Below are 22,060 nucleotides of genomic sequence, written 5' to 3'. Positions count from 1 at the left end.
ACCGCGCCCAGGAGCCGTTCGCGGCGGCCGGCCCTTGACCGATATCCAATGTCGGGCTCATACTTCAAGGCGTCGTGGCCCGCAAACCACCCTCGCAAAGGACGCCAGCCCATGAGCCCAACCGATCGCTTCAACGGCTTCAGCCTCCAGGCCGAGGACTTTTTCCGCGCCTTGGCCCAGAACAACAACAAGCCCTGGTTCGAGGAGCACCGCAAACAATACGACGAGCTGATCCTGCGGCCGGCCAAGGCCCTGGTGGCCGAACTGAGCCCGCCCATGGCCCAGATGGTCCCGGGCATCCACGCCGAGCCCATGGTCAACAAGTCGATTTTCAAAATTTTTCGCGATACGCGCTTTGCCCGTGACAAAAGCCCGTTCAAGGATCATCTGGGCCTGTGGCTGTGGGAGGGCCAGGGGCCGCGCATGGAGTGCTCGGGGTTTTATCTGCATTTCGAGCCGGGCCGGCTGATGCTGGGCGCGGGGATTTACGGTTTTTCCAGGGCCCAGATCGAACAATACCGCAGCGATGTGCTGCACCCCCAACGTGGGCCGGCCCTGGAGCGGGCCTTGGCCCAGGTCGGCGCGCGGGGCGGCGTGGTCGACGGGCAAAAGCTCAAGCGTGTTCCGCGTGGCGTCGACCCGGATCACCCCCGCGCGGCGCTGGCGCGCTACACCGGCCTGTGGGTGGGCGTGGATGAGCCATTGCCCGACGCGGCCCGGTCGGCGGCGTTGGTGGATTATTGCCTGGAGCGCTGGAGCGGCATGCTGCCGTTGCATTTCTGGCTGGCGGAGATGGCCGAGCGCGCCTTGGCCGCGGCGTAGACGGACGGGGCGAAAAGCATAAGCTATCTTGCGGCAGGCAAGGATCGCGCGTGGATAAAATCAGACTTGTCGCTCAGTTTTATCAAGAACACATCGCCTTGCTTAACCACCGAGCCGGGCGCGGGCCAGGAAGGCATCGTCAGGAATTTTCTTGTGTTCAGCAATCGTTTTTTCTCGGCCAGCGGCGTGATCTTTGGATACCCAAGCAATCGCATGAATCTGACCATGCGGTTGATGTTGCCTTCATCCCAGCCAAAGAAAGACGCCCCAAAAGTGGAAGACCACGGCGCCGGATAGGCTGTTTTACAAAAACGCCTCCCAAAGATGTCGATCATTATCGGTTTGCTTTCGTCAAAACCGAGGCCGGCCATGCGCCGATACAAATCCGCCGCCAGCAGCTTGTCTTGTTCCAAGGCAATCGTTACCGCCGCGGCGTGATTTCCGGTAGCCCTCACCGCTTGGAACTGCAAAGCTATCAGCACCAACACGCTAGCAACCGTAATAACAAGCTTCTTTGAACCAAGGGCGCAAATCGCCAAAAACCAAATCACATAGGGTACGGAAACAAAAGCCCTGACTGGCATTTCTATGGCGGTTATCAGCGTGAGCAAGAACGGCGATACAAGCACGGCGAAAAACGACAACGTCACAAATAATATTACCGATTTTTGCTTAGCGCGAACATTCATGGCAACGGCGACCAGCGCAATGGCAATCAACCATGGAACGGCTGAAAGCGAACCGCCATATTTTTGAGAGGCGACAAGATAGTATGACCGCATCTCGGACAAAAACAGATAAGCCAAACCTTGCGGGTTGCGCACTAGTTCTTGTAAGTTGAAGAAGTTTCCGATATAGGCCGTGCCGAAAGGCATCAGCCATAACGCGATGCGGCTGATGAGCAAATAAATGGCCAACGCGCAACAACCAACCAGGCAAACATGCCAAACGGCGCGCCAAGCGTTCGCTGCCGAAAACCGATCATCCTCCACGCCGGACAGAGCCGCCCGCGCGATAACGCCAAGCCCCATGGCCAAGTACAACATGAACAATGACTGATACGCACCGAGAGCCATCGCCAGCAACACGGCCTGCATGGTCATGTTGGCCAATGACGAACCAATGGCTTCCCGCCGTAAAAGCACCGCCAACACGGGCGAGTGGCTGTGTAAAAACGCGGCGGCGCACACAAACAGCACGCCAAAGCTCAGAGCCGGTAGATTAGGATAAAAAGCCGCAATGAATGGCCAGATAGGAAACGCGCAAAAAACGGGAAAGGAAAAATAAATTCGCCAATCGTCGCGTAAATCGTGCGCTCTGACGAGCAAAGCATACGCCGCCGCCATTGTTGCGCAAAACACTACGTTGGGAACATATGGCAAAACCGGCTGGGGGAATAATTGCTTCTCCACCAAATACAACAACCACCGGCCTTGCCCGATCCATGCGCTGGGATCAGTACGAAAAGCCGCTATTTCGTCGTCGATTGACAAGGTGAAGTTCGACAGAAAATACAAGTTGAAGGCAATGGCGGTGGCAAAAAATATAGCGAATTGGCCGAGAGAAAACTCCTCTTTTTTGAAGATCTGAATGATGTTGCTCAATACAATAGCCTTCAAACATAAAAATGACGCCGTTTTCAGGCGTTAGATTATTTTTTGCCTCTTATAGCTTGGCCATGATGGCTTCGATTTTTTCTTCCATGGTCTCGGCGGTGAAGGGCTTGACCACGTAGTTGTTGACCCTGGCCTTGGCCGCCTCGAGGATGTTTTCCTTCTGGGCCTCGGCGGTGACCATCAAGAAGGGCAAATCCTTGAATTCGTCGTGATTGCGAACCCAACGCAGCAATTCCAGGCCGGTCATCTTGGGCATGTTCCAGTCGCTGACGATAAAATCGATGCGCTCGGTTTCCAGCTTGGCCACGGCGGCCTCGCCGTCCTCGGCCTCGACGACGTTTTCGTAGCCGATCTGGCGCAAGGTGTTTTTGATGATTCGGCGCATGGTGGCGAAATCGTCCACCACCAGGATTTTCATTTTTTTGTCCACAGGCATGACGCCGCCCCAATCCTAACAAGCCCACGCAAAAAACCCGTCCGGCCACGGTCATCTGAACCGGCGAGGCATTATAATCTAACCTGTCGGCGCGCAATGGTCAAATGTCGCTTTGGCGACGAAAAACATTTGCCGCGCCCACGGCCGCTAGCCGCCAGTGGCGTGCTATCATGAAAAATTGGCTGGTTCGGCGCGGACCATCGACAAGCCAACGGAGGCAAACATGGATGATCGGCCAGTTTTCGTCACCGGAGCGACGGGTTACGTGGGCGGGCGCTTGGTTCCCCGGCTGTTGGCCAGCGGCCGGCGGGTGCGGGCGGTGGGCCGCTCGCTGGAAAAACTGGCTTGCCGCCCCTGGGCCGGCCATCCGCTGGTCGAGTTGGTCAAGGCCGACGCCATGGACGTGGCCTCCATGGCCCGGGCCATGAAAGGCTGCGGCGCGGCCTATTATCTGGTGCACTCGATGAACCCGGCCACGGCCGATTTCGCCAAGGCCGACCTGCAAGCCGCCCTGAACATGGCCGCCGCCGCCGAACACGCGGGGCTATCGCGGATCATCTACCTGGGCGGGCTCGTGCCCGAGGGCCCGGGCATCAGCCATCATCTGGCCTCGCGGGCCCAGGTGGCCCGCGCCCTGCAAGCCGGGGCCACGCCGGTGACCTGGTTGCGGGCGGCCATGCTCCTGGGCTCGGGCAGCGCCTCGTTCGAGCTGATGCGCTATCTGGTCGATCGCCTACCGGTGATGCTGACCCCCAAATGGGTGCGCACCAAGGTTCAGCCCATCGCCATCGCCAACGCCCTGGGCTACCTGGAGGCCTGTCTGGACAATCCGGACACCATCGGCCAGGCCTTTGACATCGGCGGGCCGGAGGTGCTGACCTACGAAGATCTTTTCCGCATCTACGCCGAGGAGGCCGGCTTGCGGCGGCGCTGGATCATCCCCCTGCCGTTTCTGAACGTCAGGCTCAGCTCGTATTGGATCCACCTGATCACCCCCGTGCCGGCCGCCCTGGCCCAACCCCTGGCCGAGGGCCTGAGCAACGAGGTGGTCATGCACGACCAGCGCATCCGCCAGGTCGCGCCGCAAGAGCTCATCGACTGCCGTCAGGCCATCCGCCGCGCCTTGCAGCGCATCGAGCAGCAAAAGGTCGAGACCTGCTGGCACGACGCCGGCCATGTCCTGCCGCCGGAGTGGGTTTATTGCGCCGACGCCAGCTTTGCCGGCGGGACGATCCTCCAGGCGGCGTTGCGTTCGCGCCTGGCCGCGCCGGCCCACGCGGTCTGGCCGGCGGTGACCAGCCTGGGCGGCGAGATCGGCTGGCGGCACGCCCAGTTTTTGTGGGCGCTGCGCGGCTGGCTGGACGAGTTGGTCGGCGGCGTGGGCCTGCGCCGCGGACGTCGCCACCCCCGCGAGCTTGGCGTGGGCGACGCCCTGGACTTCTGGCGGGTGCTGGAGGTGGAAAAAGACCGGCGTCTGCTGCTGCTTGCCGAAATGAAGCTGCCCGGACAGGCGGTGCTGGAGATTCAACTGGAGCCCCTGGGCCCCGACATGTGCGAGCTGCGGGTCATCGCCCGCTTTTTGCCACGGGGCCTGGCCGGCCTGGCCTATTGGTGGGCGGCGCTGCCGTTGCACGGCTATGTGTTCAAGGGCATGGCCAGCGCCCTGGCCAAGGCCAGCGGCGCGCCGCTACTCTCGGGCCCCGCGCCCTTCGACCCCACCGAGGCCCTGTCCTGCCGCTTGCGGCCCGGCGCTCAGGGCTGAGCGCCGCCGGCCAGCCCGCCGGCCATGGCCCGGCCCAGGCGCTCCAGCAGGGCCATGGGCGTGTCATGGCCCAGGCCCAGGGGCCGGGCGAACCAGAAAAATCCGCAGGAGGTGGCCACCACCATCAGGGCCAGTTCGGCCGCCCGCTCCACCGGCCAACCCACCGCCGCCGCCGCCGGCCGCAGCATCTCGGCGACCATGTCCACATGCTGGCGCAGGCGCTGGCGCACTACCTGGCCCTGATCGCTGTCCTCGGCCAGGCCGCCGGCCTGCACCAAAAGCGAGGCCGCGTCGGGCCGCAACTGAAAATAGCGCAGATGCACCGCCCCCACCCCGGCCAACAGGGCGTTGGCGTCCTCGGGGGCCAGGGCCAGGGGCCGCACGCGCCGGGCCACGTCGCCCAGGATGTGATCGACCAGCGCGGCCACGAAATGACCCTTGCTGGCGAAATGAGTAAAAAACGTGCCCTTGCCCACGCCGGCGGCCCTGGTGATCTCCTCGACCTTGCAGGCGTGCAGGCCCTGGCGGGCGATCAGCTTGAGCCCCTCGTCACGCAGCCGCCGCGCGGCCTCCTGCCGGCGGCGCTGAGCCTTGCCCGGCGTCGTTGGCCCGTCTTCAGTCATGATAGCCAAGCCTCCCTTCGCTTAGGTGCGAATATGAACGCTGGCGCGGCCGGTGTCAACCACGGGCCGCTTGACGCGGGCAAGGCCTGGCGAATAACGTAGAGCCATGCGGCTTTGTTTCGCCCCACGCTCAGCCAAAGGAGGAATCATGGGCATCCCAGCGGCCGATCAGGAAATGTTCGCAACCATGGACCGCCAGCAGTTGCTGGACTACATCTTCATGCAGGTCAAAAACATCTGGCGGGTCGACGGCATGTACTTCCTGGGCATCGAAAAGCGCCACGACATCCAGGAAGCCACCGACGTCGACGCCGAATGCTGGCGCTACATGGGCAAGGTCGAGGCCAAGGAGCTCAAGGCCTTCCTGGGCCTCGACGAACCCGGCCCGGCCGAGGCCCTGCTGCTGCTACGCCATTCTTCCTGGGCCGTCAGCCACGAGCAAAAGGCCTTTCACCTGCGCGACGACGGCTCGGCCGTCTTCGAGGTCTTCAACTGCCGCACCCAGCTCATCCGCTTGGGCAAAGGCCTGGACGCCCACCCCTGCCGCCAGGTGCGCGAGGGCTATCTGCAGGCCTTCGTGAGCGCCTGCAACCCCAAGCTCAGGCTGGAGACCGTCTGTTGCCCGCCCGATCGCTGCCAGGAGGGCGATTTGTGGTGCCGCTGGATCATCAGCCAAGGCTAGAAAACAAATAGCCCCGGCCCCGTCATGGGGCCGGGCGCTGTTTCAGACCAATTGACGGGCCGCGGCCAGGGCCGGCTCGTAATCGGGCTCGCTGCCCACCTCGGGCACGAGTTGGCTGTAGCGCAGCAGGCCCTGGCGATCGACGACCAGGACCGCCCGGGCCAGCAGGCGCAGTTCCTTGATGAGCAACCCATAGGCCAGGCCAAAGGCGGCCTCGCGGTGGTCGCTGAGGGTGACGACCTGGTCCACGCCGGCCTGGCCGCACCAGCGCTTCTGGGCGAAGGGCAGGTCCATGCTCACGGTGAGGATGACCACGTCCGGGCCCAGCCCGGCCGCCTCGGCGTTGAAGCGCCTGGTCTGGATATCGCAGACGCCGGTGTCCAGCGAGGGCACCACGCTGATGATCACCACCTTGCCCAGATACGACGACAGGCGCGCCGGAGCCAGGTCGTTGGTCAGAAGCTCCACGTCGGGCGCTTTTTGGCCCACTTTCACCTCGTCGCCAATCAGTGTCAGGGGCATGCCGCCCATGGTGATGGCGCCTTTTCTTTCGCTCATGGTCCATTCTCCCTGTTTGACAGTCAAAGGCCTCCAACGCGCGTCGGCGTCGGATCGTCCTTCCTTCGGCTTGGGCGATAGCGTATCTTTTATGATTATAGGCCAGCAGCTTGCTGGGCCAAAGGCCTATCCGACCAAGCGCGGAAAAGCGAATTTTATTGCTTGACGCCACGCGCTTTGAATGTTATCAGTAATAGGAACTGTTATCAACAACTCTAACGGGAGAAAATACCATGTCCAAGACCAAAGCCAATCTGCAAGAAGCCTTTGCCGGCGAATCCCAAGCCAACCGCCGTTACCTGGCCTTCGCCAAAAAGGCCGACGATGAGGGTTACGCCCAGGTCGCGCGGATGTTCCGCGCCGCCGCCGAGGCCGAAACGATCCACGCCCACAACCATCTGCGGGCCATGAAGGGCATCGGCGACACCGCCGCCAACCTGCGCGAAGCCGTCGAGGGCGAGACCCACGAATTCAAAAACATGTATCCGGGCATGATCGAGGACGCCAAGGCCGAGGGCGAAAAGGAGGCCCTGCGCAGCTTCGAGTACGCCAACACCGTGGAAAAAACCCACGCCGAGCTTTATCAGAAGCTGCTGGACGCCCTGGGCAAGGACATGGGCGACTATCCTTATTATGTCTGCCCGGTTTGTGGCCACACCGCCGAGGGCGAGGCCCCCGAGCGCTGCCCGGTCTGCAACGCCAAGGGCGATCGTTTCATGAAAGTCGACTGATTCCCGCGGCGCGGGGGTTCCGGGCCGCCCACCGGTGGCCGGCCCCCGCGCTTTTCGCCGCATGCCGGGTGTTTCATCTCGCGGCCGCCAGCCTGGGCCGGGGCCACTGGCTACGCTTTTCGTGGCGGCGGGGGGCTTGGCTTTCTCTGCCCGTGGTTTTCTGATAGACTCATCTGGCACCAACGCCACCATTTCGGAGTATCCAGATGAGCGCACACGATCGCTACCGCGAAGCAGGCGTGGACATAGAAAAAGGCAACGAGTTCGTGCGTCGCATCAGCGACATGGTCAAGTCCACCCACACCGCCGCGGTGATGACTGGCATCGGCGGTTTTTCGGGCCTGTACTCGCTCAACACCGACAAATATCAAGACCCAGTGCTCGTCAGCTCCACCGACGGCGTCGGCACCAAGCTCAAGATCGCCTTCATGATGAACAAGCACGACACCATCGGCGTCGACATGGTGGGCATGGTGCTCAACGATATCGTTGTCACCGGGGCCAAGCCGTTATTCTTGCTTGACTATTTGGCCACGGGCAAACTGGAGATCGGCGTGGCCGAACAAATCATCGCCGGCATCGTCGACGGCTGCAAACAGGCCGGCTGCGCGCTCATCGGCGGTGAGACCGCCGAGATGCCCGGTTTCTACGCCGATGGCGAATACGACCTGGCCGGCTTTGGCGTGGGCGTGGCCGATCGTTCGGCCATCATCGACGGCTCGTCGATCAACAAAAACTCGGCCCTGATCGGCCTGGCCAGCAGCGGCCTGCACAGCAACGGCTATTCGCTGGCCCGGCGCATCGTCTTCGACGAGCTGGGCCTGGGCGTCGACAGCGTGGTCGACGATCTGCCTGGCGGCTCGGTGGGCGAGGTGTTGCTCACGCCCACCAAGATTTACGTCGAGCCGGTGCTCAACGTCATGCGCAATTTCGCCCTGCAAGGCATGGCCAACATCACCGGCGGCGGCCTGTTGGAAAACCTGCCCCGGGTGCTGCCGGAATCGGTGGGCGCGGTGGTGCGGCGCGGTTCGTGGAACATTCCGCCGGTGTTCGAGTTCCTGCGCCGGGCCGGCAAGCTCGATGAGCACGAGATGCTGCGCACCTTCAACTCGGGCCTGGGCATGATCCTGCTCACCCCCGGTGACCAGGCCGACGAGGTCGTCGCCCGCTTGGCGGCCATGGACCAAAAAGCGTCCATCATCGGCGAAACCAAGCCGAGGGCCAAGGGTCAGGACGCGGTGGAGATCGTCGATTGATCCTGGTTTCGGCCTGCCTCTGGGGCGAGCGCTCCCGCTACGACGGCCGCCACAGCCAGGCCCTTTGGCTGCGTGAGGCGTTGGCCGGCCGGGATGTCTTGGCCCTATGCCCCGAGCAACTGGGCGGCTTGCCCACGCCCCGGCCGCCGGCCCGCATCGTCGGCGCGCGGGCCGGCCGCGAGGGCGACGACGTCTTGGCCGGCCGGGCCAAGTTGATCGACGCCCACGGCCGCGACGTAAGCCGCCAGTTCATCGCCGGCGCGCGGGCCGTCTTGGCCCGAGCCCAGGCGGCTGGCGCGCGGCGGGCCTATCTCAAGGACCGTTCGCCCTCGTGCGGCCACGACCCGCTGGGCCAAAATCCCCAGGGCGGCCCAGGCCAAGGCGTGCTGACCGCCCTCTTGCTGGCTGGCGGTTTTGAAGTGGTGGAAGTGCGCGCGGCGGCCGGCGACGACTGAAACGGATTTGGCATGAACATCGCGCAAGAGCAGACCAAGGCCGCCGAGCACGCCACGGCGGTCTACGACTTGGCCGCCCGCCTGGGCGAAACCCTGGCCAACGCCCTCGACGGCAGCGTGGCCATGACCGGCGCGCCGCTCAACGACCCCAAGCTGGCCCGTAGCGCCATGGCCGGGTTGTTTCAATACGGCCTGGTGTTCTGCGCCCTGGAAAAATGCGCCATCAACCGCCAGGCCGACGCGCGTTATTGGGCCGCCGTGGGCCAGGCCCTGGAGTTCATGGCCCGCAAGGGCGCGCAAAGCGCCGCGCAAGCCATCCTGGCGCCGCTGCGCGCGCTGGCCCCGGCCGAGGAACTTGACGCCATCGCCGCCCGCACCGACGACCCCTGGCGCGATTACGCCGGCGCGAGCCTGCAAAATATCGCCGAGGGCCCGGACAAGACGCCCGTTGGCGTGCTGATCAAACAAATCACGCCGCTTTTCTACGCCAAGGCCGACCACAGCGCCGTGGCCGACAAAATCATCCAGATCACCTTCGAGGCCGTCAAGGTGCTGTTCACCGACGGCGGCCTGGTCTGAGGCCCCGAGCAATGACCACGCCCCACCTCGTCACCCGCGACAAGACCCGCCGGATCATGGTCGGCCGTGTCGCCGTGGGCGGCGGCGCGCCCCTGGCCGTGCAGTCGATGACCAACACCGACACCCGCGACGTCGCCGCCACCCTGGCCCAGATCAACCGCCTGGCCCAGGCCGGCTGCCACATCGTGCGTTGCGCCGCGCCCGACATGACCGCGGCCCTGGCCTTTGGCCCGATCTGCGCGGCCAGCCCCCTGCCGGTGATCGCCGATATCCACTTTGACGGTCGCCTGGCCGTGGCGGCGGTGGAAAACGGCGCGGCGGGGCTACGCATCAATCCCGGCAACATCGGTGATCAACGGGCCGTGGACCGCGTGGTCGACGCGGCCAAGGCCCACGGCGTGAGCATCCGCGTGGGGGCCAACGGCGGGTCTTTGCCCAAGGATCTGCTGCAAAAGCACGGCGGGCCCACCCCGGCGGCCCTGGTCGAGGCCGTGCTGGGCCACGTGGCCATGCTGGAGGCCAGGGGTTTCGAGGCCATCAAGGTCAGCCTGAAATCGTCCAACGTGCTCGACACCATCGCCGCCTATCGGCTTTTCGCCGCCCAGAGCGACCGGCCGCTGCACCTGGGGGTCACCGAGGCCGGCGGGCTTCTGGCCGGAGCGGTCAAGTCGGCGGTGGGCATGGGCGCGCTGCTGCTGGATGGGCTGGGCGACACGCTGCGCGTATCCTTGACCGCCGACCCCGCGCGCGAGGTCGAGGCCGCCTGGCACATGCTGGCCGCCTGTGGCCTGGGCCGTCGGGGCGTGGAGATCATCTCGTGCCCCACCTGCGGCCGCACCGAGATCGACCTGTTTTCGTTGCTGGCCGCCGCCGAGGAGGCCCTGGCCGGGGTGAGCGAGCCGCTGCGCGTGGCCATCATGGGCTGCGTGGTCAACGGCCCCGGCGAGGCCGCCCACGCCGACGTGGGCATTGCCGGCGGCCGGGGCGTGGGCGTAATCTTCGCCAAGGGCCGCGTGCTGAAAAAAGTCGCCGAAGCCGACCTGCTGGCCGAGTTCATCAAGGCCGTGGCCGTGGCCCAGGCCGAATATCGTCAAAACAACAGCTAACGCCAAAGGTGCGTCACATGAACTTCAGCCGATATCTCATCCCCACCCTCAAGGAAAACCCCAGCGACGCCGAGGTCGTCAGCCATCAACTGATGCTGCGGGCGGGCCTGATCCGCAAACTGGCCGGCGGCATCTACACGTGGTTGCCCATGGGCCTGCGCGTGCTGCGCAAGGTCGAGGCCATCGTCCGCCAGGAGATGAACGCCGCCGGGGCCCAGGAGCTGTTGATGCCCGGCGTCCAACCGGCCGAATTGTGGCGCGAATCGGGACGTTGGGATTTTTACGGCCGCGAGTTGCTGCGCTTTGTCGATCGCCACGACAACGAATATTGCCTGGCCCCCACCCACGAGGAAGTGATCACCGACCTGGCCCGCCGCGAGATCCAGTCCTACCGCGACATGCCGCTGAATCTATATCAGATCCAAACGAAATTCCGCGACGAGATCAGGCCGCGCTTTGGCGTGATGCGCGCCCGCGAGTTTCTGATGAAGGACGCCTACTCCTTCGACGCCAGCGAAGATGCCGCCGCCCAGAGCTATCAGATCATGCGCCAGGCCTACATGCGCATCTTCGACCGCCTGGGCCTGCGCTACGGCGTGGTCGAGGCCGACAGCGGCTCCATCGGCGGCTCGTTCTCCCATGAGTTCATGGTCCTGGCCGACACCGGCGAAGACGCCATCGTCAGTTGCCCGGCCTGCGGCTATTCGGCCAACCTGGAAAAAGCCCCCGTGCGCCTGGCGGACGCCCCGGCCGCCGCGCCCAAGGCCGAGCTGCAAGAGGTGGCCACGCCGGCGGCCCACACCGCCTTGCAGGTGGCCAAGTTCCTCAAAACCAAGCCCAAGAGCATCGCCAAAACCATGATCTACATCGCCGACGGCAAGGCCGTGGCGGCCATGGTGCGCGGCGACCGCGAGGTCAACGAGGTCAAGCTGAAAAACATCCTGGGGGCCGATGTCCTGGAGTTGGCCGGGCCGTCGGCCATCGTCGAGGTCACCGGCGGGCCGGTGGGCTTCTCGGGGCCGGTGGGTCTGACGATTCCCGTCTACGCCGACGCCGAGCTGGCCCAGATCCCCTGGCTGGTGGTGGGGGCCAACAAGGCCGACGCCCATTACACGGGCTTCAACCTGGGCCGCGACGCGGCAGGGGCCACCATCGCCGATCTGCGCAACCTGGCCGCCGGCGACCCCTGTCCCTCCTGCGGAGCCCCGCCGACCCTGGCCCGGGGCATCGAGGTGGGCCACATCTTCCGCCTGGGCACGAAATACTCCAAGGCCCTGGGCGCGACCTACCTGGACGTGGACGGCCAGGCCAAGACCATCGTCATGGGTTGCTACGGCATCGGCGTCAGCCGCATCGTGGCCGCGGCCATCGAGCAGGGCAACGACGAGGCGGGCATCGTCTTTCCGCTGGCCATCGCGCCGGTCTCGGTGGCTGTTCTGCCCATGCGCGCCGAGGGCCCGGCCATGGAGGCCGCCCAGCGCCTGCACGATGAACTGTGGGCCCTGGGCGTGGATTGCCTGCTCGACGACCGCGACATCAGGCCGGGCGTCAAGTTCAAGGATTCCGACCTGCTGGGCGTCCCACTACGGGTGGTCGTCGGGCCCAAGGGCCTGGAGACCGGCGAGGTGGAGCTGAAAAAACGCACCGCGCCCCAGCCCGAGATGATCCCCATGGCCCAGGCCGCCACGATCATCGCCAAGCTGGTGGTCGACGGCGGCGGGCAGAGCCTCTGAACCGACAGGGCGACCGCGCCGCCACCCCGGCGACGAACGTTGGGCGCGTTTGATTGCCCCGCTGGCGGCGGCGGCGCGGTTTGCGTATCATGTAATGAAGAGGCGTTGGGCGCCGAACATCCGCTGAAGATCGCACAGGCCAGCCGGCCGGCTCGGGAATGGGCATGAAGCGCATCAACGAGATAATCGACACCGTGCTGGGCTACCACCCCGGGGCCGACGTCAAGGCCATCATGAAGGCCTATGTCTACTCGGCCAAGGTCCACGCCGGCCAGCGGCGCAGCTCGGGCGAGCCATACCTCAGCCACCCCCTGGCCGTGGCCGCCCTGCTCTCGGAGATGCAACTGGACGTGGCCAGCATCTGCGCGGGGCTGTTGCACGACACCGTCGAGGACACCGAGGCCACCCTGGCCGACATCACCGCCCTGCTGGGCGCGGAGGTGGCCTCGCTGGTCGACGGCGTGACCAAGATCACCCTGCTGGCCGCCCCGGCCCAGGCCCAACCCGACGCCAGCGCCATGCAGGCGCAAAACCTGCGCAAGATGATCCTGGCCATGGCCAACGACATCCGCGTGCTGTTGATCAAACTGGCCGACCGCCTGCACAACATGCGCACGCTGGGCTATCTCAAGCCCGAAAAGCAACGGCGCATCGCCCAGGAAACCCGCGACATCTACGCGCCCATGGCCCACCGCCTGGGCATCCGCCGCTGGCAAATCGAGTTGGAAGACCTGGCCTTTTATTACCTGGACCCCGAAATTTATCAGCGCATCAAGGAGGAAGTGGCCCAGAGCCAGGCCGAACGCAACAGCTTCATCAACGAAGTGATCGCCATTTTGCAAAAAAAGATGCAGGAGGCGGGCATAAGCTGTTCCGTGTATGGTCGGCCCAAGCATTTCGCCAGCATCTACGGCAAGATGCAGCGCCGCAACGTCGATATCTCCGAGCTCTACGACCTCTTGGCCTTTCGCGTGCTGGTGGGCTCGATCAAAGACTGCTACGAGGCCCTGGGCGTGGTCCACACCATCTGGAAGCCGGTGCCCGGCCGCTTTCGCGACTACATTGGCATGCCCAAGGCCAACATGTATCAATCGCTGCACACGGCGGTGGTCGGGCCCATGGGCCAGCGCATGGAGGTGCAGATCCGCACCGAGGAGATGCACCGCATCGCCGAGGAAGGCATCGCCGCCCACTGGCGCTACAAAGAGCAGGAGGCCGGCGACGACGGCGAACAGCGCCGTTTCGCCTGGCTGCGCCGCCTGCTGGAGTGGCAGCAGGAACTGGACGAGCCCGGCGAGTTCATGAACTCGCTACGCATGGACCTCTATCCCGAGGAGATCTTCGTCTTCACACCCACCGGCGAGGTCAAGGAGTTGCCCAAGGGGGCCACGCCGGTGGATTTCGCCTACGCCATCCACACCCAGGTGGGCGACCGCTGCGTGGGGGCCAAGATCGACGGCCGCATGGCGCCGCTGCGCACCGAGCTAAAAACCGGCGACCAGGTGGAGATCATCACCAACGCCAAACACACGCCCAGCAAGGACTGGCTGGCCTTTGTCAAAACCAACCGCGCCCGCTCCAAGATCCGGGCCTATGTCCGCAAGCAAGAGAGCGAACGCGCCGTGGCCCTGGGCCGCGACCTGCTGGAGCGCGAGCTGCGCAAATCCGGCGTCACCCTCAACGCCGCCATCAAGGACCAGCGGGCGCAAAAGGTGGCCGAGGAGCTTTCCTTCACCGAGTTGGAATCCATGCTGGCGGCGGTGGCCTATGGCAAGCTCTCGCCGCGCCAGGTGGCCAACCGCATCGCGCCCCGGCCCGAGGCCGAAGTCAAAAAGCCCGGCTTCATCGAGCGCTCCATCGGCCGGCTGCGGAAAAAATCGCCCACCGGCATCACCGTCAAGGGCGTCGAGGATGTTTTGGTGCGCTTCGCCGGCTGTTGCAACCCCCTGCACGGCGACCCGGTGGTGGGCTTCATCACCCGCGGCCGCGGAGTGACCGTCCACCGCGCCGACTGCCCATACCTGGACCAAGTCGAGCCGGAACGCCGCGTGGAGGTGGAGTGGGACGCCGGCGACGAACACGTGCGGCCGGTGCGCATCACGGTTGAAAGCGCCGACCGCCAGGGCCTGTTCGCCGACGTGGCCCAGGTGCTCAAGCAGCACAACATCAACATCCTCGAGGGCGAGGTGAAATCGCTGCCCGAACAGCGCGGCCTGGTCAACCTGCTGATCCAGGTGCACGACACCAAACAGCTCAACCGAATCTTCGCCGAAATAAAAAAGATCAAGGGCGTAAACGCCGTGCGGCGGGTGGGCCTGGGCTTGGCGGAAAAGGCCCGGCGCTGAAAAGACCGCCAACGACGAAAAGGGAACGCGCGGGGCGTTCCCTTCGTCGGCAAACCCAAGATTCGGGCGGCCATGGCGCGATGACCACGGCCGCCGGGGCGGATCAGGCGGGCTTGACCACCTTGCCCGAGCGCAGGCAACGGGTGCAGACGCGGATGCGTTTGACCGTGCCGCCCTCGACGTGACGCACCGACTGCAGGTTGGGGTTGAAGCGCCGTTTGGTTTTATTGTGGGCGTGGCTGATGTTGTAGCCGACCTGGGGTTTCTTGCCGCAGAAGGCGCAAACCTGGCTCATGAGATATCCTCCGCAAACCAAAAACGCCCAAACCGGGCGGGAGTTAGCTATCAAACTGGGGAAATATACAGCCGCCCGCCGGCCTTGGCAAGAGTTTTTCCCGCCTTCGCCGGCCGTCGCCGACTGGCCGGAACTTGACTGACGCCGGTGGCCGTGTAATATTATGACCGCCGTGAACGCGCACTTGTCGCGATCGCCTGGGCGGCGTTTTTTCATTGCCGTCGCCGGGGTGGTGGTGTTTGTGGCAAGCGCCGCCGGCGCGGCGCTTGCCATAGTCCGCAACGGGGCCCGTACCATGGCCCCTCGTCAACCGTTGGAAAGGGAGAGAGTTTGAGCCGCGACGATCTGATCCATCTCGAAGGCGCCGTCACCCGCACGCTGGGCGGCGGCCAGATGGAGGTTGAAACCGAGCAGGGCCACACCTTGCGGGCCGTGCTGTCGGGCCGCATGAAACGCTTTAAAATCAAGGTGTTGGTGGGAGACAAAGTCCGCGTCAGCGTCTCGCCCTACGATCTTTCCCACGGCTTGATCACCTACAGGCTCAAGTAAACCACCGTCGGCGACGGCCCAGCGCCGCCCGCCCCTACTCGCCGGGCAGCCGTCGGAAGCCGGTCAGCGGGCCGATCACCTTGGCCTGGGCCTCGGCCCTGGCCGCCTGGCCGGTCTGGCGGCCCAACACATCTTCCAGGCCCTCCACCGCCGCGACGGCCCGTCGCCAGGCCAATTGGCGCGCCTGCTCGACGGCCGCCCAATCGTCGTTGGCCATCAGTTCCATGACCGCCGCGTCGATCTCGGGAAACAAAAGGCGCGGATAACCGTGCAGCCAAGCTGGGTAAAAGCCGATCTGGCCCCGTAGACGGCCCTCGATGATGCGCTTCAAGCGTCCATCGGGCCCGGCGTCGGCCAGCAAGTCCTTGACCCCACGCACGAAATGCTCCAGCTCGCTGCCCGGATGCTCCAGCCAGACCCGGCGCAGCAGCCCGGCGGCCAACTCGCCGTCGCCGGCCTCGCCCAGTTCGTGCCACAGCACGCTTTGCAGTTCGCCCTCCATGACCGGGACCAGGGCCTCCCAGGTCGGCCGACGCAGCAGTTGTTGGTGATCCAGGCCGTAGCCGGCCAGGCCGAAGCCGACAAAACGCCGCTGGCTGCGCCGGGGGTCGGCGGCCAAGTCCCACAGCAGGTAGGGCAAGGGCCCCCGCCGCAGAAAAATGCGGCCATCCTGGCGCAGGCCCGGCAAAAAAAAGATGTCGCGGGTGAACTCATGGCCCAGGCTGATAATCTCCAGCCCGTTGCAGCGCCAGCGACGTTCCTGTTTGGCCAGAAAAAACACCGGCAGCGACGCCCCCACCAGCCCCGCGCCGTAGTGCAGGCCCAGGGGCTCCAGATGGGCGTTGAGCCCATCGGCGTCAAAGGGGTCGTGGTCGCGGCCGGCCAGCCGAATGGGCCGGGGCGTCAACTCGCCCAGGGCGTCCCAGACCTCCTCGCGCTCGCTGACCCAGGCCAGCACCTCGTCGGGCGCGCCCTCCTGCCAGGGCGGCAGGTCGCGCTCCCACTTGTGGAGATTGCGCAGGCGCAGCAGCAGGCCACACAAGGCGAAACGCCCGGCTACGGCGGCGTCGGCCATCAGGCAATTGGCCCGCACCTGGGGCAGCAATTCCTCCAGCAGGCGCTCGGGGCCGGCGGCGCTCATCGGCGGCGATCGTCTTGGGGCAAGGGCCACAGACGCCGATGTTGGCGGGCGGTTTGCAGGTATTCCCGCGTCTGGGCCTGGTTGCGCGCCATCTCCTCGGACGAAAGCTGGCGTTTGACCTTGGCCGGCGAGCCCATGGCCAGCGCGCCCGGCGGGATCAGCGCGCCCGGCGGGACCAAACCGCCGGCGGCGATCATGGCCCCGGCCCCCACCCGCGCGCCGTCGAGGATGATGGCCCCGATGCCGATGAAGGCCTCGTCCTCGATGGAGCAGCCGTGCAACACCGCCCGATGGCCCACCAGCACGTCACGCCCCACCAGGCACGGCGGCCCGCCGCGCGAGACGTGCAGCACGCTCATGTCTTGGATGTTGGAGCGCGCGCCCACGGCGATGGCCCCCACGTCGCCGCGGATGACGCAGCCGTACCACACGCTGACCTCGTCGGCCAGATCCACCTCGCCGGCCACCAGGGCGCTCGGGGCCACGAAGACGCCTTCGCCGAGCCTGGGCTTTTTATCTGCAATCGCGGCAATCATAATCAAAAAAACTACCACCATCGCCCCGCCCGCACAAGCTTATCCACTCTCCTTGACAGGCGGGCCACGGTGCCATAACCTGTAGCGAGTTGTCATATATTTGTGAATATGAGGAGTTACGATCCGATGGCCATGAAATTGCGTCCCTGGTTGTTGGCGCCGATCATTATCATCGTCTTGCTGGCCGGCCTGGCCGTGTTCCTTTGGCCCCACTACGAGGGCAATGTTCCCCGCATCACCCTGGAGAAAGCGCCCAAGGGCCTGGGCCTGAAAAATGAAATCGACTTCCAGGTCACGGACCAGGGCAAGGGCCTGCGCTGGGTGCGGGTCTACCTGCGCCAGGGCCAGAAAACGGCAATGCTGCTGGAGCACAAGCCCGAAGGCCCCACGGCGTCGGTGGCCCTGAAGGCCACGGCCGCGCCTTTGGCCATGGGTTTCAGCCAGGGCCCGGCAGAGCTCGTGATCGAGGCCAGCGACAATTCGTTGCGCAACTGGGGCTCGGGCAACCTGAGCCAGATCGTTCTGCCCCTGGCCATCGACACCACCCCGCCGCGCATCATGCAGCGTTCGGGCATCACCTACGTCAACCGGGGCGGCAGCGCCGTGGCCGTCTACGAGATCGACGATGGGACCACCGAACACGGCGTGATGGTGGGCCAGCGCCGTTTCAAGGGTCACAATCCCTGGCCCGACCAGCCGCGGGCGGCCATGTGCCTGTTCGCCTTCCCCTTTGACGAGCCTCGTGAATCCCGCGTGAGCCTGTGGGCCGCGGACCACGCCGGCAACAAGGCCAACGCGCCGTTGCGCTGGCGGCTGCGCTGGCGCAACTTCCGCGCCGACAAGCTAAACGCCTCCGACAACTTCCTGGCCGAGATCCAGGCCCGTTTCGGCATGCAGGCCCCGCCGACGGCGGCCGCCACGCCCTTGGCCGTGTTCCAGTGGGTCAACGTGGAGCTGCGTGAACAGAATCACCAGCGCATCGCCCAGGCCGCCAGCCAGACGGGGCCCTACCAGCTCTGGTCCGGCACGTTTTTGCGGGCCCCGGGCAAGACCATGGCCGGTTTCGGCGAACACCGCACCTATTTCCACAACGGCCAGGAAATCAGCCAGGGCTATCACCTGGGCATCGACCTGGCCGATGTCGAACGCAGCCCCGTCCCGGCGGCGGCCGGCGGCGTGGTGCGCTTGGCCGAAAACCTGGGCATCTACGGCAATTGCGTGATCGTCGACCACGGCCAGGGCCTGTCCACCCTCTACGGCCATCTCTCACAAATGGGCGTAACCGTGGGCCAAACCGTGGAAATGGGCCAGGAACTGGGCCTTTCCGGCGCGACGGGCCTGGCCCTGGGCGATCACCTGCATTTTTCGGTGATGGTCGACGGCATCTTCGTGGTGCCCACCGAGTGGTGGGATCCCCATTGGATCCAGGACAACGTGCTCTATCATTACGAGGAATCCGGCCTGCCCACGCCCTTGGCCACGCCGGCCGGCGGCAAGGCGGCGGGCCAGCCCCAAGCCGCTCCGACTGTGAAATAGCTGTGCCTCACCCGGCCGCAGCCACCAACCGGCTGGCGGCCGGGCATTCAACATGGCGGCATGGCTGGACAATCCCGACATGAGCCTTTGCCGGGCCGGGGCTTTGTGCTATCATCGTTGCATCGGCCATGGCACGGATGGAGGTCTTTGCCCCTTGCGCCGCCCACGCTACATATTGTTGGCGTTGTTGACGCTTTTGTCGGCGGGATGCGCCACCGTGAACCAACCGCCCAAACAGCCGCCGCCTCAGCCCGGCGCGATCTTCGAACGCGCGCGGCCCGCGCCGTTGGACCAGGCCGCGCTGGCCCAAACCCTGGCCCGGGCGCGGTTGGTGCTGGTCGGCGAGAGCCATCGCCACCCCGGTCACCACGCCATCCAGGCCATGGTGCTGGAGCTTGTGGCCCAGGGTCGCGACCCGCGCCGGGTGGTGCTGGGCGTGGAATGGCTGGATCAGACCAAGCAACCGGCCTGCGACGAACTGAGCGCCGGCCGGATCGACGTGGATGAATTCGCCAAAAAAGTCGACTGGGAACGCTCCTGGGGCTACGACCTGGAGCTATACCGCCCGATCTTGCAAATGGCGCGCGACAAGGGCCTGCGCCTGGCGGCTTTGGGCGCGCCGCTGGAAGTCATCCGCCAGATCGGCCGCCAGGGCCTGGCCTCGCTGGGGCCAAGCCAACGGGCGGCCATCGCCCCGGCCCTGGATTTGGACGATGCGGCCTACCGCGCCCAGGTGGCGGCCCAGGCGCCCATGCACGGCCAGTTGAGCGGTGGCGGGCTGGATGACTTTTTCGCCGCCCAGGTGGCCCGCGACGAAACCATGGCCCACAACATGGCCGCCCGGCTCACGCCCTGGCCCGATGGCGACGCCGTGGGCGTGGTGATGGTGGGCGTGGGGCACATGGCCCATGGCCTGGGCCTGCCGCCGCGTCTGGTCCGTCGCCTGCCCGGGGCGCGCATGGTGCGGGTAATGCCGGTGGAGCCGGACGCCGCGGATGAAATTTCGCTTTTGTTCCAGGCTGATTACGCCGATGTGCTTATCGTGTCCACGCCCGCGCCGCCCCGGCCGCCGCGCCTGGGCGTGATCTTGGAGCCCGCGCCTGGCGGCGGGCTCGGGGTGCGGGCGGTCTTGCCGGGCTCGGCGGCGGAGGCGGCCGGCCTGCGGGCCGGCGACGTGCTGGAGTCCGTCGACGGCAAGCGGCTGCGCCAGGCCAAGGATATTCACGACGCGGTCAAGGCCGACCCGGCCAGGAAACGCGTCTTTGACGTGCGCCGCGGCGAGCGCCTCTTGCGTTTGGAAATCGGTCCGCGGCCGCTTTAGGCCGCCCACGGACGCCTGACGGGAGCATCGGATGGATTTCGCCACCATATTGGGCATTTTCTCGGGTTTGGCGCTGATTTCCGGGGCCATCTTCAGCCAGGGCGGGGTGGATCTGTTCATCAACCTGCCCAGCATGATGATCGTCATGGGCGGGACGTTGGCGGCCACGCTGATCACCTTTCCCCTGCCCGAGGTGGTTCACGCCTTCCGCGCGGCCAGCCAGGTCTTTCGCCAGCGCAAGATCAACCCCAACGAGGTCGTGCGGTTGTTGCTGACGCTGGCCAACATCTCGCGACGGCAAGGCCTGGTGGCCCTGTCCAAGGTCAAGACCAACGACGCGGTGCTCAAAAAAGCCCTGATGCTCATCGCCGACGGCGCGCCCGAGGAGCTTATCCGCCAGACGCTGCGCATCGAGATCGACGCCCTGCGCGCCCGGCACATGGACGCCCAGGACGTGTTCAAAAAGATGGGCTCCTACGCGCCGTCTTTCGGCATGCTGGGCACGCTCATCGGCCTGGTGCAGATGCTGGGACAACTCGACGACCCGGCCACCATCGGCCCGGCCATGGCCGTGGCCTTGATCACCACCTTTTATGGTTCGCTGTTGTCTTCTTTGTTTTTTTTGCCTATCGCCGGCAAACTGCGCAACCGCACCAACATCGAGTTGGTCAACCTGGAGCTGATCTTCGAGGGCGCCGTCAGCATCCTCGAAAACAACAACCCCATGCTGATTTACGAAAAGCTCAGTTCCTTCATCCCGCCCAAGCAGCGCGAAGCCTACAACCCGGAGAAGACCGGTGGCGCCAAAAAACAATAACGACGCCGACACGCTGATCACCGACGACGCCGGCGAGGAAGGCCGCGAGTGGTTGGTGACCTACGCCGATATGGTCACGCTGCTGTTGACTTTTTTCGTGATGATGCTTTCGTTGGCGCGGCTGGACACCGAACGCTTCGAGCAGATCGTCACCTCCATTCAATACAGCCTGGGGGCCAGCGTGGCCCCCGGCGGACGCATCGGGCGCATCGACGCCCACGACACCAAGCGCATGAGCCTCTCCGAGCTGACCGGCCGCCAGACCGACCCCATCATGCAAGATATCCGCGAGGTCACCGACCAGAAAAACCTCGACGACGTCGTCGAGGTCATCGACCAGGGCGACAAGGTCATCCTGCGGGTCAAGGGCCAGCTCTTGTTCAACACGGGCTCGTCGGACATCAACCCCCAGGCCTTGGGCGTGCTCAAGGCCATCGCCGACGTGGTCGACCGCAATCCTGGCTGGCGGCTCGACGTCAAGGGCCACACCGACTCGCGGCCCATCAGTTCGGTAAAATTCGCCAGCAACTGGGAGCTAAGTTCCCTCAGGGCCACGGCCGTGTTACGATATCTGATAGAACAAGGCGTGAGCCCCAGCAGACTTACCGCCACCGGCTACGCCGACACCCAGCGGCTGGTCCCCGATAGCTCCGAGGAGAACATGGCCCGGAATCGGAGGGTTGAATTTGTTCTTGAAAAGCAAAAAGGCCAATAAAAAGGCCGGCGAAATAGTCATCGAATACGAAGAGGACCGTCGCAACTATTTCAGGATGGACCTGCCCAGCGACAAGCCGGTGGTCATCAAGGTGGAGGGCCGCCAGCTGAAGGCCCTGGACCTGAGCGCCGGCGGCGCGGCCGCGCTGGGCCCGCCCCTGCCCCAGGAAAAGCCGCTGAAGGCCATCCTCGTCCTGCCCGGCGCGCAAGAGCCCATCCCGATGATCCTCAGCTCCTTGGGTCAGTTGCGCGAGGGCGTGGTGCGGCTGCGTTTCGACAAAATCCGCGAACGCGACCAAGAGCGCATCCACCAGTTCGTGCTGGATCTGCAAAAGGAAGAAATGGCCAGGAAACGCAAGGCCCAGGCCCTGGCCCAGCAAAAAAAGCGCATCTGAACCACCGCCCAGCGTGACCGCGCCGACGAGATTAGCCGAACACGGCCGGCGG

General features: G+C 65.1%; 23 protein-coding genes. 16 read left to right on the top strand and 7 right to left on the bottom strand.

All coding sequences use genetic code 11. From position 1 onward, the window contains the following. Positions 1-111 precede the first annotated feature (111 nt). Entirely contained in the window at positions 112-822 is a 711-nt protein-coding gene (locus DEBA_RS06280) for a DUF2461 domain-containing protein (protein ID WP_013258079.1), read from the top strand. Positions 823-845: 23 nt separating this feature from the next. On the opposite strand, the gene DEBA_RS06275 is transcribed toward DEBA_RS06280, so the two are convergent. Both DEBA_RS06275 and DEBA_RS06270 read right to left on the bottom strand, forming a co-directional pair. Beyond that, on the bottom strand, positions 846-2,426 hold the full coding sequence (locus DEBA_RS06275; RefSeq protein ID WP_013258078.1) for a glucosyltransferase domain-containing protein: 1,581 nt from the start codon (positions 2,424-2,426) through the stop codon (positions 846-848). A gap of 61 nt (positions 2,427-2,487) precedes the next feature. Next, positions 2,488-2,874 (bottom strand): chemotaxis response regulator CheY, encoded by a 387-nt coding sequence (locus tag DEBA_RS06270; RefSeq protein WP_013258077.1) that lies wholly within the window; start codon positions 2,872-2,874, stop codon positions 2,488-2,490. Positions 2,875-3,097: 223 nt separating this feature from the next. Between DEBA_RS06270 and DEBA_RS06265 the strand changes: the two genes are divergently transcribed. Continuing rightward, positions 3,098-4,636: a DUF2867 domain-containing protein gene (locus tag DEBA_RS06265; protein ID WP_013258076.1), complete on the top strand. Its 1,539-nt coding sequence runs from the start codon at positions 3,098-3,100 to the stop codon at positions 4,634-4,636. Here DEBA_RS06265 and DEBA_RS06260 read toward each other — a convergent pair. After that, entirely contained in the window at positions 4,627-5,259 is a 633-nt protein-coding gene (locus DEBA_RS06260) for a TetR/AcrR family transcriptional regulator (RefSeq protein ID WP_013258075.1), read from the bottom strand. The genes DEBA_RS06265 and DEBA_RS06260 overlap by 10 nt on opposite strands. A 148-nt stretch (positions 5,260-5,407) precedes the next feature. Between DEBA_RS06260 and DEBA_RS06255 the strand changes: the two genes are divergently transcribed. After that, entirely contained in the window at positions 5,408-5,941 is a 534-nt protein-coding gene (locus tag DEBA_RS06255; RefSeq protein ID WP_013258074.1) for a DUF6125 family protein, read from the top strand. 42 nt (positions 5,942-5,983) lie between these two features. Here the strand turns inward: DEBA_RS06255 and tpx are convergent, their stop codons facing one another. Further along, positions 5,984-6,499, bottom strand: coding sequence for a thiol peroxidase (gene tpx, locus DEBA_RS06250; protein WP_013258073.1), 516 nt, complete (start codon positions 6,497-6,499; stop codon positions 5,984-5,986). 233 nt (positions 6,500-6,732) lie between these two features. On the opposite strand from tpx, the gene DEBA_RS06245 reads away from it, so the two are divergent. From DEBA_RS06245 to DEBA_RS06215, 7 genes are all read left to right on the top strand, one after another. Then, on the top strand, positions 6,733-7,230 hold the full coding sequence (locus tag DEBA_RS06245) for a rubrerythrin family protein (protein WP_013258072.1): 498 nt from the start codon (positions 6,733-6,735) through the stop codon (positions 7,228-7,230). Positions 7,231-7,436: 206 nt separating this feature from the next. Then, on the top strand, positions 7,437-8,486 hold the full coding sequence (gene purM / locus DEBA_RS06240) for a phosphoribosylformylglycinamidine cyclo-ligase (RefSeq protein ID WP_013258071.1): 1,050 nt from the start codon (positions 7,437-7,439) through the stop codon (positions 8,484-8,486). Beyond that, positions 8,483-8,941 carry a DUF523 domain-containing protein gene (locus tag DEBA_RS06235; RefSeq protein WP_013258070.1) on the top strand — a complete coding sequence of 153 codons (459 nt, stop codon included), beginning with the start codon at positions 8,483-8,485 and terminating at the stop codon, positions 8,939-8,941. The genes purM and DEBA_RS06235 overlap by 4 nt, the downstream gene beginning before the upstream one ends. A gap of 12 nt (positions 8,942-8,953) precedes the next feature. After that, positions 8,954-9,520 carry a hypothetical protein gene (locus DEBA_RS06230; RefSeq protein ID WP_013258069.1) on the top strand — a complete coding sequence of 189 codons (567 nt, stop codon included), beginning with the start codon at positions 8,954-8,956 and terminating at the stop codon, positions 9,518-9,520. An 11-nt stretch (positions 9,521-9,531) separates the two neighbouring features. Then, a complete protein-coding gene (gene ispG, locus DEBA_RS06225; RefSeq protein WP_013258068.1) occupies positions 9,532-10,626 on the top strand; it encodes a flavodoxin-dependent (E)-4-hydroxy-3-methylbut-2-enyl-diphosphate synthase in 1,095 nt (364 codons plus the stop codon). A gap of 17 nt (positions 10,627-10,643) precedes the next feature. After that, the gene (locus tag DEBA_RS06220) at positions 10,644-12,359 is read left to right on the top strand and encodes a proline--tRNA ligase (RefSeq protein WP_013258067.1); all 1,716 of its coding nucleotides are present in this window, start codon (positions 10,644-10,646) and stop codon (positions 12,357-12,359) included. Positions 12,360-12,523: 164 nt separating this feature from the next. Further along, entirely contained in the window at positions 12,524-14,704 is a 2,181-nt protein-coding gene (locus DEBA_RS06215; RefSeq protein WP_013258066.1) for a RelA/SpoT family protein, read from the top strand. Positions 14,705-14,807: 103 nt separating this feature from the next. Here the strand turns inward: DEBA_RS06215 and rpmB are convergent, their stop codons facing one another. Next, positions 14,808-14,999 carry a 50S ribosomal protein L28 gene (gene rpmB, locus DEBA_RS06210; protein ID WP_013258065.1) on the bottom strand — a complete coding sequence of 64 codons (192 nt, stop codon included), beginning with the start codon at positions 14,997-14,999 and terminating at the stop codon, positions 14,808-14,810. A 330-nt stretch (positions 15,000-15,329) separates the two neighbouring features. Here rpmB and infA point away from each other — a divergent pair, with 330 nt between their 5' ends. Next, a complete protein-coding gene (gene infA, locus DEBA_RS06205) occupies positions 15,330-15,548 on the top strand; it encodes a translation initiation factor IF-1 (protein ID WP_013258064.1) in 219 nt (72 codons plus the stop codon). Between the two features lie 34 nt (positions 15,549-15,582). Here the strand turns inward: infA and DEBA_RS06200 are convergent, their stop codons facing one another. Together DEBA_RS06200 and DEBA_RS06195 are read right to left on the bottom strand one after the other, a co-directional pair. Then, positions 15,583-16,689, bottom strand: coding sequence for an Sfum_1244 family protein (locus DEBA_RS06200; RefSeq protein WP_013258063.1), 1,107 nt, complete (start codon positions 16,687-16,689; stop codon positions 15,583-15,585). Continuing rightward, on the bottom strand, positions 16,686-17,174 hold the full coding sequence (locus tag DEBA_RS06195; protein WP_222832044.1) for a gamma carbonic anhydrase family protein: 489 nt from the start codon (positions 17,172-17,174) through the stop codon (positions 16,686-16,688). The genes DEBA_RS06200 and DEBA_RS06195 overlap by 4 nt, the downstream gene beginning before the upstream one ends. Before the next feature lie 177 nt (positions 17,175-17,351). On the opposite strand from DEBA_RS06195, the gene DEBA_RS06190 reads away from it, so the two are divergent. The 5 genes from DEBA_RS06190 to DEBA_RS06170 all read left to right on the top strand — a co-directional run bounded on the left by DEBA_RS06190 (position 17,352) and on the right by DEBA_RS06170 (position 22,008). Further along, positions 17,352-18,761 carry a M23 family metallopeptidase gene (locus DEBA_RS06190; protein WP_013258061.1) on the top strand — a complete coding sequence of 470 codons (1,410 nt, stop codon included), beginning with the start codon at positions 17,352-17,354 and terminating at the stop codon, positions 18,759-18,761. A 217-nt stretch (positions 18,762-18,978) separates the two neighbouring features. Next, on the top strand, positions 18,979-20,082 hold the full coding sequence (locus DEBA_RS06185; protein ID WP_187288599.1) for a ChaN family lipoprotein: 1,104 nt from the start codon (positions 18,979-18,981) through the stop codon (positions 20,080-20,082). Between the two features lie 31 nt (positions 20,083-20,113). Next, entirely contained in the window at positions 20,114-20,899 is a 786-nt protein-coding gene (locus tag DEBA_RS06180; protein ID WP_013258059.1) for a motility protein A, read from the top strand. Beyond that, complete coding sequence (locus DEBA_RS06175) at positions 20,880-21,614, top strand: OmpA/MotB family protein (protein WP_013258058.1); 735 nt, start codon at positions 20,880-20,882, stop codon at positions 21,612-21,614. Before DEBA_RS06180 ends, DEBA_RS06175 begins: the two co-directional genes overlap by 20 nt. Next, positions 21,592-22,008, top strand: coding sequence for a PilZ domain-containing protein (locus DEBA_RS06170; protein WP_043813852.1), 417 nt, complete (start codon positions 21,592-21,594; stop codon positions 22,006-22,008). Before DEBA_RS06175 ends, DEBA_RS06170 begins: the two co-directional genes overlap by 23 nt. Positions 22,009-22,060 lie beyond the last annotated feature (52 nt).

Source organism: Desulfarculus baarsii DSM 2075 (genome assembly GCF_000143965.1).
Classification (GTDB): Bacteria; Desulfobacterota; Desulfarculia; order Desulfarculales; family Desulfarculaceae; genus Desulfarculus; species Desulfarculus baarsii.
Note: the sequence above shows the minus strand (reverse complement) of the source record. Positions and strands in the feature narration are given on the sequence as shown.